Below are 16,472 nucleotides of genomic sequence, written 5' to 3'. Positions count from 1 at the left end.
CATGAAGCGGCAGTTGAAAAGCCCGCTTTCAGAAGGGCAAAAAGGGCTGTGGATGCTTCAAAAAATGTCTCCTGGGATGAGTGCATATCATATTCCTTTATGCTTTCGCTTCAGCAAACCAATACATGCAGAGACGTTCAAGAAAGCCCTTCTGTTTGTACAGAAACAATATCCGGTCTTAGCCAGTGTGATTCAAGAAGAGAATGGCGTTCCATTTCAATCGGTTCAGTTATCAAAGGATCTTTGTTTTGTGGAAGAGGATATATCAGCAATGAAATCAGCAGATATCTTTCCTTTTCTAAAAGAAAAAGCAAAAGAACCTTTCCAGTTGGATGCTGGTCCGTTATGGCGCACACACCTTTTTCATCGGTTAGAAGAATGCATTGTTCTTATAACAATTCACCATATCATATTTGATGGTGTGTCGATGCTGACATTGATATCGGCGCTATTCGAAGCGTATCAACAATTGCTGAATGGGATTGAACCCTTGCAGCAGCCATCAACAGCTGATTATTACGATTTTGTCGATTGGGAAAATCGAATGCTGACTGGCAGAGAAGGGGAAGAGCATCTCGCTTACTGGAAAGAACAGTTGTCTGGGAGTCTGCCAGTTCTTGATTTGCCTGCTGACCGTCCGCGGTCTTCAGCACGAAAATTTAAGGGGCAAGCTTATAAAAGCTTGCTCCCTCATCACCTGAGAAATCAAATTAAATCGTTTGCCCGCACCAATCATGTGAATGAATCGGTTGTGTTTCTCTCCATTTACAAAGTACTGCTGCATCATTATACAAAACAAAAGGATATCATTGTTGGCGTTCCGACAATGGGTCGGCAAGAAGACAGATTTGAAACCCTAATCGGTTATTTTATCAATATGATGGCTGTTCGGAGCAAGAATATCGGATCTCAGCCATTAACAGCATTTATTCGGGAACTGCAGCTGACAGTGGCTGACGGCCTGGATCATGCGGCGTTTCCGTTCCCTGCATTGGTAAGAGAGCTGAATGTAGACCGCTCGGCCGCGGATTCTCCGGTTTTTCAAACAGCTTTTCTGTACCAAAACTTTTTTCAGGCAACAGGCTTGCAAAAAGTGCTTGAACCGTATCAAACGCTTGGCATCGAATATATTGAAGACATTCGGCAAGAGGGTGAATTTGAGCTGGCGCTCGAAATATATGAGCAAGAAAATGAAACAGTGCTTCATCTTCTGTACAACCCTGATTTGTACGAACTGTCCTCCATTGAAAGCATGATGGAGAACTATATGAAGCTCGCGCAGCACATGATGGAGGACCCGTCTTTGCCGCTTGAAGCCTACTCTTTGCAATTAAATCAAGAACAAACTAGTTTGCTGGAACAATGGAATGCGACAGGGACAAACATCGCAAATGACAAGTGTATACATGAGGTGTTTGAGGAAAAAGCGAAACAAACCCCCGATGCGGTTGCTGTGATGTTTGAAGACAGATCACTTACATATAAAGAAGTAGATGAAAAAAGCACATCTGTTGCAGTCTACCTTCAACATCAGGGTGTTGGACCTGAACAGCCCGTTGGCATTTGTGCAGAGCGTTCGTTTGATATGATCATCGGAATTTTAGGAATACTGAAAGCTGGCGGAGCGTATGTGCCGTTAGATCCAAGTTTTCCGCAAGAACGATTAGAGTACATGCTCAAAGACAGTCAGGCATCCATTGTCCTCACCCAACCTAACGTTCATGATAGGATCAGCGGATTAACTGGCAGCCATGTAAAAGCGATCAATATCGAGTTAGCTTGCCGAAACGATTATACAGACCAGCAAAGCAGCGGTTTAAAGCGGGAAGTAAAACCGGAACACCTCGCTTATATTATTTATACATCGGGAAGCACTGGAGAGCCTAAAGGGGTTATGGTAGAGCATCGGAGCATTATGAATACCCTGAATTTTCTTGAATCTCACTATCCTGTAACGGCTGAGGATGCATATTTATTGAAGACGAACTATGTGTTTGATGTATCGATCTCAGAATTATTCGGATGGTTTATTGGAGACGGCCGTCTTGTGATTCTTCCGCCTAATGGGGAGAAATCACCGCAGCTTTGCATGGATTATATTGAAACATATAAAGTGACTCACATTAATTTTGTGCCGGCCATGCTGCATGTTTTTTTAGAAATGGCGAAAGACAACAAGCGATTCACAGAGGATGGTCCGCTGAAGTATATGATGGTTGCAGGTGAAGCCTTCCCTAAAGAATTAGTGAAAAAGGCGGTATCACTCTTTACAAACTGCCGTGTTGAAAATATATACGGACCGACGGAAGCCTCCATTTACGCTGCGTATTTCGGATGCGGAAAAGGAGATATCGCAAGTCACCATACACCGATTGGAAAGCCTGTCTCCAACACGAAAATTTATATTGTGGACCAGCATTTAAAGCCTGTCCCGATCGGAAAGCCTGGTGAGCTATGCATCGCTGGAGCCGGCTTAGCAAGAGGCTACTTTAAAAAGCCGGGGCTTACGGCTGAAAAATTTATTGATAATCCCTTTGAACCAGGGACGAAGCTATATAAATCGGGTGATTCAGCAAGGTGGCTTCCTGACGGCAACATAGAATACTTGGGACGGATTGACAGCCAAGTCAAAATACGCGGTTTTCGCGTCGAGCTGGGCGCAATAGAAACAAAGCTGAGTGAATTTCCGGGCATTTTAGATCAGGCCGTAGTGGTGAAGCAGCTGGAAGGCCATCAACAGCTCGCTGCTTATTATACAGAGGAAAGCGGACATGCCTCTGCCAATCCAAAAGATTTGCGCCTTCATCTAAAATCGAGTCTGCCCGAATATATGATACCTTCACACTTTATCCGCTTAGATGAGCTTCCATTATCGCCCAGCGGAAAAGTGAACCGTAAAGAATTAGAAAAACGCGAGATCGTGTTCAACAGAAGGAAACCAAATCACTTGCAATTAACGGAAATAGAGGATCAGGTGCTGCGTATTTGGGAGGAAACGCTCAAGGTCAGCGGATTTGGGCCGGAAGACGGATTTTTCGATGCGGGCGGCGATTCGCTTCTGGCTGTAGCTGTGGCTGAACGAATCAAAAAAGAATTCGATTGTGAGTTTCATGTTACTGAGCTGTTTGAGTTTTCCACGATCCGTGCAATCAGTGAATATATTTTGGAGATGAAAAACTCAGATCTAGCCGGGACACAAAATGAAGATCATTATGATATCAAAAAAGATAGAAAACACCTAGAACAGAAGATTCCCCCTTATTTTGATGACAGTGTTGCGATTGTGGGGATATCTTGCCAGTTCCCGGGTGCGAAAAATCATCATGACTTCTGGAACCACATCAAAGAAGGCAAAGAAAGCATACGATTCTTTTCTGAAGAAGAGCTTCGCGCAAATGGAGTTCCCGAAGAATTGATACAGCATCCTGACTATGTGCCTGTGCAATCTGTGATCGAAGGGAAAGACTTATTCGATCCCGGTTTCTTTCAAATCTCGCCAAAAGATGCTGAGTATATGGACCCTCAGCTCCGCCTCTTATTGCTGCACTCCTGGAAAGCGATTGAAGATGCAGGATATGTGGCTAAGGAGATTCCGGCAACAAGTGTATATATGTCTGCAAGCAGCAATTCATATAGAACGTTATTGCCGAAGGAGACAACAGAAGGACATGAATCACCGGATGGCTATGTCTCATGGGTTTTAGCCCAAAGCGGAACCATTCCCACAATGATCTCACATAAGCTCGGATTAAAAGGGCCAAGCTATTTTGTTCATTCTAACTGTTCTTCATCACTAGTCGGTTTATATCAAGCATACAAAAGCCTGACATCGGGCGAATCACAATATGCGCTTGTCGGAGGCGCAACATTGCACGCACAATCAGCGATCGGCTACGTGCACCAAAACGGGTTGAATTTTTCAAGCGACGGGCATGTAAAGGCGTTCGATGCTTCGGCGGACGGAATGGCCGGGGGCGAAGGCGTAGCGGTCATCCTGCTGAAAAAAGCTGTGGATGCCGTAAAAGACGGAGACCATATTTATGCGATTATGCGCGGAATAGGCATCAATAATGATGGGGCAGAAAAAGCCGGCTTCTATGCGCCAAGTGTAAAAGGCCAAACAGAGGTGATACAGCATGTATTGGATACAACCAAGGTTCATCCTGAAACGGTCAGTTATATTGAAGCGCACGGGACGGGAACGAAATTAGGCGATCCTATTGAAATGTCTGCGCTAAATAAAGTGTACAAGCAATACACAGACAAAACACAATTTTGCGGAATTGGTTCAGTGAAAACGAATATTGGCCATTTGGATACAGCTGCGGGGTTAGCCGGATGTATTAAAGTTGCGATGAGTTTATACCATAATGAACTTGCACCGACCATCAACTGTACGGAGCCGAATCCGGATATAAAGTTTGAAAGCTCTCCTTTTTATGTTGTCCGTGAACGAAAATCGTTAGAGAAACACGCAGGTGTCCATCGGGCGGCTCTGAGCTCATTCGGCCTTGGCGGAACTAACGCCCATGCAATATTTGAGCAATATGAAAACATTTCTGATGCAGGTACCGAAAACGAAGGCAATCAGCCTTACATCATTCCTATATCAGCAAAAAATAGTGAACGGCTCCAAGTATACGCGAAGGAAATGCTGTCCTATATCAGTCAAGACGAGCAAAGGCATTTCTCTTTAAGAGATATTGCATATACCTTCCAAGTCGGCCGTGAAGCAATGGATAACAGGATCGTTTTTATAGTGAACGATCTGGAAGAATGGAAACATCAGCTGGAAGCTTTTGTGACTGGAAAGCCGCTCGCAGAAGGCTGTATTCAAGGAGAAAAAACGAGAATGACATCCGCTGAACAGCTGCTTGGAAATGCTGAAGCAGATGATATGGCTTCATCGCGGATATCAAAAGAAGAATTGAGAAAGCTTGCCGAGATGTGGGCAAATGGCTTTCACGTTGAATGGCGCAGGCTCTATCCAAATATAAAGCCACGCCGCATCAGCTTGCCGACATACCCTTTTGCCGAAGAACGATACTGGCCTGAAAGCAGCACCGGCGCTATCACAACAATTGAACCATCTCGTTTGCATCCTTTGGTGCACCATAATACATCGGTTCTGTCAGAGCAGCGTTTCAGCTCCATTTTCACAGGACAAGAGTATTTTATTGCCGAGCATATCATTAAAGGCATGGCGATTTTGCCGGCGGCGGTCACGCTTGAAATGGCAAGAGCCGCTATAGAACAAGGAATTGGCGGATTGGAGGATCATGAAACTGGAATCAGGCTGAAAAATGTCGTGTGGGTTCGCCCGGTTGTAGCAGGAAGTGAGCCGGTTCAGGTAAATATCGGACTTTACGATGAAGATGGCGGACACTTTCCTTACCGGATGTATGGCGAGCCGGAATCCGCTGATGCAGAACCAGTTGTATATAACCAAGGTATAGCGGAATTGATTCAGTTAAAGCGAGAAAAAGCACTGGATCTTTCTAAGATCAAGAAACAATGTGATCAAAGCAGAATGGATGCTGCCTCGTTTTATGAAGGGATGATCGGCGCCGATTACGGTCCAGGTTACAAGAGTGTAGAGGCCGTATATAAAGGCGACGGCCAGCTGCTTGCAAAATTATCACTGCCGGAATCTGTTGCACATACGTTGGGCGATTATGTTCTTCATCCAAGTGTAATGGACGGGGCGTTACAGGCGGCTGAATATTTGCAAAATGTCGTCAGAGCGGAACTTTCAGACACTGAAGACTTTAAGGCAGCACTGCCATTTGCCCTGGAGGAACTTGAGGTCTTTCGTCAGTGCGTTTCTGACATGTGGGTTTATGTTCAATTCAACTCGAAAAACAAACCAGGAGATTTGATACAGAAAGTCGATATTCACCTATGTGATGAGCATGGCATGATCTGCGTGCGGCTGAAAGGATTTTCGACGAGAGTGATGGAGGCAGATATACAAACCGAACCATCAAAAATCAACGCTGAAACTTTATTGCTTCAGCCCGTTTGGCAAGAACAAAAGGCTGCTGACAGCTTAGCTGCAAAAAAATATGCAGAGCATCTCGTATTCCTATGTGAATATGATCATGAGACGAGAAAACAAATTGAAGCAGCTATCGAGGATGTCCATGTATACAGCCTGGAAGCAAGGCCTTCTTCAGTAGATGGGCGTTTCCATTCTTATACAGAACAAGTGTTTAAAAAGGTACAAGAGATCATTCGTACGAAACCGAAAGACGGCATTCTCGTTCAGATCGTAACCTCTGCAGAGGGAGAACAGCAATTGTTTTCAGGATTGACAGGACTGCTGAAAACAGCTTGTCAGGAAAATGCCAAACTAACCGGCCAAATGATTGAAGTCAGCAGTGAAGAAAGTGGAGAAAGCATTACTGGCAAACTGTTAGAAAATCAAATGAGCAGCGATTCATATGTCAAATATCAAAACGGGACACGGTATATTGCTGATTGGCGTGAAATCAAACAGGCAAAAGGAGACGCCAGCAAACCGTGGAAAGACAATGGCGTTTATCTCATTACAGGAGGTGCCGGCGGACTAGGTCATATTTTTGCAAAGGAAATTGCGGAACAAACGAAAAATGCGACAGTCATTCTGGCGGGCCGCTCACCTCTTAGCGAAAGCAAAAGCAAAAAGCTGAAAGAGCTTCATAGCAAGGGGGCTGACATCACCTACCGGCAAACAGATGTTACCAATAAAATTGAAGTCTATCAGCTCATTGACGACATTCAAAAAAGATATGGCCGTCTGAACGGTATTCTTCATAGTGCCGGAATCATCAAGGACAGCTACATGGTTAATAAACAGGCAAAAGATCTGCACGATGTACTGGCGCCTAAAGTAAAAGGGCTTGTTTATCTAGACGAAGCGAGCAAGGATTTGCCTTTAGACTTCTTTGTTCTCTTTTCATCTCTTTCAGGAAGTTTGGGGAGCATTGGCCAGTCTGACTATGCGGCAGCCAATGTATTTATGGATATGTATGCAGGCTATCGAAATAGGCTTGCCGGCCTCAGCCAGCGGCATGGGAAGACGCTTTCTGTAAACTGGCCTTTATGGAGAGATGGAGGCATGCAGGTTGATCAAGAAACTGAGAAAAGGCTTGTGCAACTTGCCGGTATTGTTCCTATGAGGGCGGAAAAAGGAATTCAGGCATTATATCAAGCACTTCATTCAGAGGCAAACCAAGTAATGGTGATCGAAGGCGATGTGCAGAAAATAAAACAAAACATGCTGGCCAAAAATGCCTCAGCACCTATGGAAAAGAAGGAAGCAGAACACATGACTGAACAAATAAATAGCATTGATACAGACAGTTTGCTGGATAAAGTAAAGGCGATGTTAAAGCGAGAGATCGCCAAGCTGTTAAAGGTCAAGCTTGAAACGATTGACGATCATGCAGAGATGACGGTGTATGGTTTTGATTCTATCTCCATGACTGAATTCACCAACCATATCAATCGCGCCTATCAGTTAGAGCTGACGCCAACCGTATTTTTTGACCACCCGACGATTCATGCGTTTGGCAAGCATTTGTCAGAAGAATATCAATCGGTATTTGCGAAGACATTTGCTGTGCGCGCTGTATCGGCTCAGCTTCAGCCTGCTGCGAAACAGGAACAAGCCGTGCGTGCCAAAGCTAAAAGACGCAGAAAGCAGCAAGTCATGCTGCCAAACGCCATACAGAGTGATGCTGGGCCTGAGCCAATTGCCATTGTGGGCATAAGCGGGATTTTCCCTATGGCGAAAGACGTTGAGGCGTACTGGAACATCTTAAAAGAGGGCAAAGACTGCATGACGGAAATCCCGAAAGATCGCTGGGATTGGCGTGAATATGAAGGTGATCCGGCGAAGGAAGTCAATAAAACGAACGTGAAATGGGGCGGTTTTATTGACGGTATTGCAGATTTTGATCCATTATTCTTTGGCATTTCCCCGCGTGAAGCTGAACAAATGGAACCTCAGCAGCGCTTACTGCTGACTTACGCCTGGAAAGCGATCGAAGATGCAGGATATTCGGCGAAAAGGTTGTCAGGCACAAAAACCGGCGTCTTCATCGGAACGGGAAATACAGGATACAGCTCTCTTCTATCTAAAGCGAACTCGGCAATAGAAGGATCAGCGGCAGCCAATACGAGCCCATCGGTCGGTCCGAACCGGGTCAGTTATTTCCTTAATCTGCATGGGCCGAGCGAACCGGTTGATACAGCGTGCTCAAGTTCACTAGTGGCGATCCACCATGCCATCTCTTCAATTGAGGAAGGCACTTGTGACATGGCATTAGCCGGCGGTGTAAATACGATTATCCTTCCTGAGGTGTATATCAGCTTTGATAAGGCGGGAGCACTGAGCAAAGAAGGAAAATGCAAGACGTTTTCAAATCAAGCCGATGGTTTTGCACATGGGGAAGGTGCCGGCATACTGTTCCTGAAAAAATTAAAAGCGGCTGAAGAAGCGGGAGACCATATTTACGGAGTCATAAAAGGCAGTGCAATCAATCACGGCGGCCGTGCAGCCTCTTTAACGACTCCCAATCCGAAGGCGCAGGCAGATGTTATTCAGTCGGCATATCAAAAAGCGGGAATCGACCCGAAAACCGTGACCTACATTGAAGCCCACGGAACCGGAACGGAGCTTGGAGACCCGGTTGAAATTAACGGTTTGAAATCAGCTTTTAAAGCATTGGGTGTAAATGAAGGAGACACATCAGCCAATCCTTACTGCGGATTAGGGTCTGTAAAGACAAACATCGGCCACTTATCGCTGGCAGCCGGTGCAGCAGGAGTTATTAAAATATTATTGCAGCTTAAGCATAAAACCTTAGTGAAAAGTCTGCATTGCGAAAACGTGAATCCATACATTCAGCTGAAAAACAGTCCGTTCTATATCGTACGGGAAACGGAAGAATGGAAAGCGCTGAAAAATGAACAGGGAGAAGAGCTTCCTCGACGGGCAGGTGTCAGTTCATTTGGAATCGGCGGAGTAAACGCCCACGTGATTATCGAGGAATATATTCCGGAAGCATCCGATGAGAATATACCATCCATCGCGCCGGAACATCCGGGTATCTTCGTTTTATCGGCTAAAAATGAAGCGCGGCTAAAAGAACATGCACAGCAGCTGGCAGATGCGCTTGATAAGCAAACATATAGTGACGTAAATCTCGCCCGAATCGCTTATACACTGCAAGCCGGACGGGATGCGATGGAAGAACGTCTCGGGATTATTTCCGGTTCCATTGAGGATTTACAGAAAAAGTTAAAAGACTTTGCAGCGGAGAAAAGCGGTGTGGAGGATGTATTTAAAGGCAGGATTGATAAAGGCACACTCCAAATGCTGACAGAGGACGAAGAGATTCAAGAAGCCGTCGAGAAATGGATGGAACGGGGAAAGTATGCAAAATTGCTTGAATTATGGGTAAAAGGGCTTGATGTAGACTGGACGAAATTGTATGGCGAGAATCTGCCAAAGCGCATCAGCTTGCCGACGTATCCTTTCGCAAAAGACCGTTATTGGATCTCTGATCATATTGAAAAAAGCGGCAGCATTGATGCAAATCAAGCAGCCTCCCGCCTTGGCGGAGCCGTGCTGCATCCATTAATGCATCAAAACACATCCAATCTCTCGGAACAAAGGTTTAGCTCTATTTATACGGGAGAAGAGTTTTTCCTTGCTGATCATGTTGTGAAAGGCCAACGGATTTTGCCGGGAGTGGCTCATCTTGAATTGGCGCGGGCAGCTGTTGAGCAGGCCGCAGAGGTACAAGGTGTACCGCGCATCATGAAGCTAAAGAATGCGGTGTGGGTGCGGCCTATTGTTGTAGAGGATCAGCCGCAGCAAGTACACATTAGGCTTTTACCGGGAGAAAATGGTGAGATCTCTTATGAAATCTATGGTCATTCAGACGTTACTGGCGAACAGTCAATCGTCTACAGTCAAGGCAGCGCGGTATTGAATCCTGCTGAAAATTTGCCGGCGGTTGATTTGCAATCTCTGCGGGAGCAGTGTCAGGAAAGTCATTTCAGCGTAAACGAAGTATACGACACCTATCGAATGATTGGATTTGAATATGGTCCTGCTTATCGCGGAGTGAAAAAAATCTATACAGCTGAACAATTTGTTTTGGCAAAATTGTCATTGCATCCGTCAGCTGCAGATACGCTCAGCCAATACAAAATGCACCCTGGGCTGATGGATTCTGCTTTGCAGGCGTCAAGCATTTTGACAGGAGCCGGGGATAACCAGCTGACACTGCCTTTTGCGGTCCAGGAGCTTGAAGTCTTCGGAGCATGTTCGTCAGAAATGTGGGTATACGCAAGATACAGCCAAGGCAGCAAGGCAACTGATAAGGTGCAAAAGCGCGATATGGATATTTTAGATGAGAGCGGCAATGTTTGCGTACGGATGAAAGGATTATCTTTCAGAGCAGCAGAAGGCGGCTCTGGATCGGCGGAATCTGATCAAACGCTGGCAACCCTGATGTTTGAAGAAAAATGGGTGCCCAAGGATTTTAAAAAAGAAAGTCCTGAGCCTCATTACGAACGGCACATTGTCATGCTTTGCGACATGAATGGCCTCTCAAAAGATCGCATTGAATCAAGAATGACAGGAGCGGAATGCATCGTTTTGGAGTCATTCCGCGAAGGACTTGCAGAGAGGTTCCAAGATTATGCCGAACAAGCGCTTGAGACGGTCCAGGGTCTTCTCAAAAGCAGACCTCAGGGCAATGTTCTGATCCAGCTGCTTACCTCTGCACAAAGAAAGCAGTACTCATTCTCAGGGCTATCGGCGCTCCTTAAAACCGCCGGCCTGGAGAATAAAAAACTAATCGGCCAGACGATTGAAATCGATTCACATGAAAATGTTGAAAGTGTAATAGAAAAACTGAAAGAGAATAAAAGGCACACAGAAGATCAGCACATCAAATATGAAAAAGGCAAACGGTACATCAATGATCTGGATGAAATGCAAATAGATGATCGGGAAATAAGCATGCCGTGGAGAGATAAAGGTGTATACCTCATCACGGGCGGCGCAGGAGGACTTGGGTTTATTTTTGCAAAAGAGATTGCTCGCCAAGCCGAACAGCCTGTGCTCATTCTGACAGGCAGATCCGCGTTGAATGCGGATCAGCAGGCGGAGCTTAACGAACTTCAGCAATTAGGGGCTCGCGCAGAATACAGGCAGGTTGACGTGACACAAACGGAAGCAGCCTCCGAGCTTATCACAAGCATTACGTCTGATTACGAAGACTTGAATGGTGTCATTCACAGCGCTGGGCTGATTAAAGATAACTATCTTATGAGCAAAACCAATGAAGAGCTGACACAAGTTCTCGCTCCTAAGGTGAAAGGGCTTGTGAATGTGGATGAGGCAACCGAGCATCTTGCGTTAGATTTCTTTATCCTCTTTTCTTCAATATCAAGTGTTGCCGGCAGCGCGGGACAGGCCGATTATGCAATGGCTAATGCATTTATGGACAGTTATGCAGCTTATCGAAATGCGCTTGTAACCGCCATGTACAGGCACGGACAAACGTTGTCAATCAATTGGCCGCTCTGGAAAGAAGGCGGCATGCGCGCGAATAAAGAAATTGAAAACATGACGTTGAAAAACACAGGTGTGACTCCAATGCGGACCGAGACCGGCATTCAAGCGCTGTATAAAGCTTTGGCATTTGGCAAAGATCAAGTCATCGTCATGGAAGGAATCAAAGACATGATGAGGGAAAAGCTGACTCAAAAGCCGTCTTCTGATGATGTACCAATGAAAACAGTGCAAGTACCGGTGACATCTGAAGCAAGAATGGATCAAGGAAATATGTGCGACCACATTCAAGAAGTTTTAAAGCAAACAATCTCTCAATTGCTCAAAATCAAACCTGAAGAGATTGACCCGGACATGGAGTTTAATCAATATGGATTTGATTCGATTACGTTAACTGAATTCGCAAATACACTGAATGAGAAGTACAAGCTGGATCTTACGCCTACGATCTTCTTTGAGCACGCAACTGTTTATGCATTTGCAGGGTATCTGTCAGAAGAATATCCAAATGCTTTTACAGCTCAAACGCCTGCCAAAGCTGGGGTGCTAATGCAGCCTGTCGAACAGAATATAAAAAATATGACGTTTTCGACTGAAAACCGCTTTGTAAAACCTTCGGTAACACCAATGCAAAAGGAAGCTGATCCCAAGCCTGAGCCTATTGCGATTGTGGGAATGAGCGGCGTTTTCCCAAAGGCAAAAGACGTTGAGGAATATTGGAAGAACCTGTCATCGGGCACAGATTGTATTACAGAGGTTCCAAAAGACCGCTGGGATTGGCAGGAGTATTACGGAGACCCTCTGAAAGAAGCGAATAAAACAAACGTCAAATGGGGCGGTTTTATTGATGAAGTAGCTGACTTTGATCCATTGTTCTTCGGCATATCTCCGCTGGAGGCTGAGCAGATGGAGCCTCAGCAGCGCCTGTTAATGACCTATGCGTGGAAGGCGGTAGAAGAAGCGGGACACTCAGCGAGAAGCCTGGCAGGAACCAAAACGGGCATCTTCATCGGGACAGGAAACACAGGGTACAGTTCACTTCTGTCAAATGTAGACATCGAAGGCTCAGCGGCTGCGAATATGAGTCCTTCTGCAGGACCGAATAGAGTCAGTTATTTCCTGAACATTCATGGACCGAGTGAACCGATCGACACTGCGTGCTCAAGCTCTTTGGTCGCCATTCATCATGCGGTTTGCGCCATTGAAAATGGAAACTGTGAAATGGCGATTGCGGGAGGGGTCAACACGGTCGTAACTCCGCAAGGCCATATCGCCTATGATAAAGCCGGGGCGCTGAGCAAAGAAGGAAGATGCAAAACATTTTCTGACAAAGCCGATGGATTCGCAGTCAGTGAAGGTGCCGGCATTCTCTTTCTGAAAAAGCTGACAGCGGCTGAACGAGACGGTGATCATATTTACGGTGTCATTAAAGGAAGTGCGGTAAACCACGGTGGCCGCGCAAATTCTCTAACGACTCCTAATCCGAAAGCTCAGGCGGATGTCGTAAAAACAGCATATGAAAAAGCGGGAATTGATCCAAGAACCGTAACTTATATTGAAGCGCATGGGACTGGAACCAAGCTGGGCGATCCAGTAGAAATCAACGGCTTAAAAGCGGCATTTAAAGAGCTGTATGAAAAAACGGGGGACCCGGCTGTTCATGGCAGCCATTGCGGACTTGGATCAGCGAAAACAAACATCGGTCACTTATCACTGGCGGCCGGTGTGGCGGGTGTCATTAAAGTGTTATTGCAGCTCAAGCATAAAACGCTTGTCAAAAGTCTGTACAGTGAAACTGTTAATCCATATATCAAACTGGATGACAGCCCGTTTTATATTGTGCAGGAATCGAGAGAGTGGCAGGCGCTTCGGGATGAAGCCGGCCGAGAGCTGCCGCGCCGCGCAGGCATCAGTTCGTTCGGGATAGGCGGCGTCAATGCCCACGTGGTCATTGAGGAATATATTCCGAAAGAAACAACCCATCCTGCAACAGCACCAGCTGTGACAGCACAGCACCCGGGCATCTTTATTTTGTCGGCAAAGGATGAAGATCGTCTGAAAGACCAAGCCCGGCAATTAGCAGACTTTATCAGCAAGCGATCTATCACTGCTCGTGACCTCACTGATATTGCTTATACACTCCAAGAGGGGCGTGATGCAATGGAGGAGAGATTAGGGATTATCGCTGTCTCGACTGGGGACTTGCTGGAAAAACTGAACCTCTTTATAGAAGGGGGCACCAATGCGAAGTACATGTACAGAGGCAGAGCAGAAAAAGGTATCGCACAAACATTGAGATCAGATGACGAAGTACAGAAAACGCTCAACAATAGCTGGGAGCCTCACATATATGAAAGACTGCTTGATTTATGGGTAAAAGGCATGGAAATAGGCTGGAGTAAACTGTATGACGGCAAACAGCCGAAACGCATCAGCCTCCCTACCTATCCATTTGCGAAAGAACGCTACTGGATAACGGATACGAAAGAGGAGGCAGCCGCCCATCAAACAGCTTTAAAAACAGTCGAATCAGCAGCTTTGCATCCAATGATACATGTCAACACATCTGATTTGTCAGAGCAGCGTTTCAGCTCGGCCTTTACAGGTGCTGAGTTCTTTTTCGCCGATCATAAGGTGAAGGGAAAACCGGTTATGCCGGGCGTGGCATATCTTGAGATGGTTCATGCTGCCGTTACAAGAGCAGTGAGAAGAACCGAAGATCAACAATCTGTTATTCACATCAAAAATGTTGCGTGGGTGCAGCCGATTGTGGCGGATGGCCAGCCTGTGCAAGTGGATATCAGTCTAAATCCCCAGCAGGACGGCGAGATTGCTTTTAACGTCTATACAGAGGCTGCACACAATGATCGAAAGATACATTGTCAAGGCAGTGCTTCAATCCGTGGGGCAGGAGACATTCCAGTCCAGGATATCAGCGCGCTTCAAGACCAATGCAGTTTAAGCACACTCTCACACGACCAGTGTTATGAATTGTTTAAGGCGATCGGCATTGACTACGGACCTGGTTTTCAAGGGATAGATCGGCTTTACATCGGCCGCAATCAAGCCTTGGCAGAGCTTTCTCTGCCTGCTGGTGTAACTCACACACTGAATGAATTCGTTCTTCATCCAAGTATGGCCGACTCTGCTTTACAAGCGTCGATCGGGCTAAAGCTGAATTCCGGTGACGAGCAGCTTTCTCTGCCTTTTGCGCTGCAAGAGCTAGAAATATTCAGCCCGTGTACAAATAAAATGTGGGTGTCTGTGACATCTCGTCCTAATGAGGACAAAATACAGAGACTGGATATTGATTTGTGTGATGAACAAGGCCGAGTGTGTGTAAGAATCAAGGGGATTACCTCAAGGCTGCTGGAAGAAGGCATACAACCGCCAGACGGGCCGACATCACTAGGAAACTCCAAAGCAACTCTTAACGGAGCGCTTCTTATGGCGCCGATATGGGATCGAGTGCAGCTGGAGAAGAGGATCATTTCGCCTGCTGATGAGCGTGTTGTCATCCTCGGAGGGGATGACAACAGCAGAAAAGCTGTTCAAAGGCAGATCCCATTTGCCAAGGAGCTGTACATTGAGCCGAACGCATCAATTCATAGAATTGCAGGCCAGCTTGAAGCACTCGGATCGTTTGATCACATCGTGTGGATGTCTCCTTCTCGTGTGACAGAGTGCGAAGTCGGCGATGAAATGATTGAAGCCCAAGATCAAGGCGTCATTCAAATGTATAGGCTCATTAAGGCAATGCTCTCTTTAGGCTATGGACAGAAGGAGATAAGCTGGACGGTCATGACGGTGAACACACAATATGTTGATCAGCATGATATTGTCGACCCGGTCGATGCCGGGGTGCACGGCCTGATCGGTTCAATGTCAAAAGAATATCCAAATTGGCAGACAAAGCTGATCGATGTTAAAAAATACGAAGACCTGCCGTTATCTCAACTCCTTTCCTTGCCTGCCGATCAAGAAGGGAATACGTGGGCCTATCGAAACAAGATTTGGCATAAGCTTCGTCTAATTCCAGTACACAACAATCAACCGGTGCACACGAAGTATAAGCACGGAGGCGTTTATGTTGTCATAGGCGGAGCTGGCGGTATTGGTGAGGCGTGGAGTGAATATATGATCAGAACATATCAGGCGCAGATCGTTTGGATTGGCAGAAGGAAAAAGGATGCAGCCATTCAAAGCAAGCTGGACAGACTTGCGCGTCTAGGGCCAGCCCCGTATTACATTCAAGCAGATGCGGCTAACCGAGAGGAATTAGAACGCGCGTATGAAACAATGAAACAAACGCATCGTGAAATCAACGGCATCATCCATTCTGCGATTGTCTTACAAGACCGAAGCCTGATGAATATGAGTGAGGAATGTTTCAGAAACGTTCTTGCTGCAAAGGTTGATGTAAGCGTGCGAATGGCCCAAGTTTTCCGGCATGAACCACTGGATTTTGTTTTGTTTTTCTCTTCCGTACAATCGTTTGCAAGAGCTTCCGGACAAAGCAACTACGCTGCGGGCTGCAGTTTTAAGGATGCTTTTGCACAGCGGCTGTCTCAAGTATGGCCTTGTACAGTAGCCGTGATGAATTGGAGTTATTGGGGAAGCATTGGTGTTGTTTCATCACCGGATTACCAAAAGAGAATGGCTCAGGCAGGCATAGGCTCAATTGAAGCCCCTGAAGCAATGGAAGCTTTGGAATTGCTGCTCGGGGGACCGCTGAAGCAGCTAGTAATGATGAAAATGGCAAACGAAACGAATGATGAAGCGGAACAGACAGAAGAAACGATTGAAGTGTACCCGGAAACTCACGGCTCCGCCATGCAAAAGCTGCGAAGCTATCACCCGGGTGACAGCACAAAGATTCAACAACTGTTATAGGAGG

Annotated in this window: 1 protein-coding gene; it reads left to right on the top strand. The window is 46.2% G+C overall.

Going from position 1 to position 16,472, the window contains the following annotated elements; translation table 11 throughout:
• Position 1 precedes the first annotated feature (1 nt).
• On the top strand, positions 2 to 16,468 hold the full coding sequence (locus tag BGM23_RS12845; RefSeq protein WP_082359952.1) for a non-ribosomal peptide synthetase: 16,467 nt from the start codon (positions 2 to 4) through the stop codon (positions 16,466 to 16,468).
• Positions 16,469 to 16,472: the final 4 nt, after the last annotated feature.

It is taken from the genome of Bacillus sp. FJAT-14266 (assembly GCF_001719225.1).
Classification (GTDB): Bacteria; Bacillota; Bacilli; order Bacillales; family Bacillaceae; genus Bacillus; species Bacillus subtilis.
The sequence above is the reverse complement of the archived record's forward strand: the minus strand, read 5'-3'. Positions and strand labels throughout refer to the sequence as shown.

Coding starts and splice junctions, on each gene's coding strand:
- BGM23_RS12845 (WP_082359952.1), top strand. CDS start 2: ATGAAGCGGCAGTTGAAAAGCCCGCTTTCAGAAGGGCAAAAAGGGCTG.